The following is an 836-nucleotide window of genomic DNA, read 5'->3' as shown; positions in this document are numbered from 1 at the left end:
CGCCTGAAAGGTTAGCCCATTCCCAGGCACCTAAAATAACAATAGCTGCGACAAACCAAGAAAAATACTCTGGAGGCAGTAAAAAAACACCCCCCAAAACAAGTGGAGCAAGAATTAAAGCTGTAATTATTCGTTGTTTTAACACAAAAAGAGTCCCGTGATTATTTACTCGGCCTGATCCAACTGATCATCAGTTTGCCCAAAGCGCCGCTTTCGTCCAGCATAGGCTTTTAAGGCTTCCAGCATCTGTTCCTTCTTGAAATCGGGCCAGTACAAATCGGAAAAATAGAATTCTGCGTAGGCCAATTGCCATAACATAAAATTGCTGATGCGCTGCTCACCCGCAGTGCGAATCATTAAATCAGGTAAAGGCAAGTCACCCAAAGAGATATGTGATTGAATTAAGTCTTCGCTCACATCTTCAGCCGCAATCTCGCCGGAAGCAACTTTATGGGCAATTTTCCGCGTCGCTTGCGCGACATCCCAGTGCCCACCGTAGTTAGCGGCAACGACCAGAGTCATACCATCATTATTTTCTGTTAGTTCTTCCGCTTTCGCCATATGCTCCTGAAGCACATCACTAAACGGCTCTCGATCACCAATAATTCGCAAGCGGATATTATTTGAGTGCAGTTTCTTAACTTCTCGCTGCAAGGCAAAAAGGAAAAGCTTCATTAACGCACCAACCTCTTCGGCGGGCCTCCTCCAGTTTTCACTACTAAAGGCAAATAGAGTCAGCACCTCTATATCTTCCTCAACACAAGCTTTAACGACATCTCTAACCGCATCTACGCCTGCCTTGTGCCCAGAAATCCCTATCTTTTTGCGCTGCTTAG

Annotated in this window: 2 protein-coding genes; both read right to left on the bottom strand. The window is 45.5% G+C overall.

Features of this window, described 5'->3' with window-relative positions; genetic code table 11:
• Positions 1-145, bottom strand: a 145-nt coding sequence (locus A3761_RS25410) for a phosphatidate cytidylyltransferase (protein WP_197472783.1), incomplete at its 3' end; no start/stop codon positions are given.
• Between the two features lie 20 nt (positions 146-165).
• Positions 166-836, bottom strand: a 671-nt coding sequence (uppS, locus tag A3761_RS03400) for a polyprenyl diphosphate synthase (protein WP_068749814.1), incomplete at its 5' end; no start/stop codon positions are given.

The organism is Oleiphilus sp. HI0123, from assembly GCF_001635315.1.
Note: the sequence above shows the minus strand (reverse complement) of the source record. Positions and strands in the feature narration are given on the sequence as shown.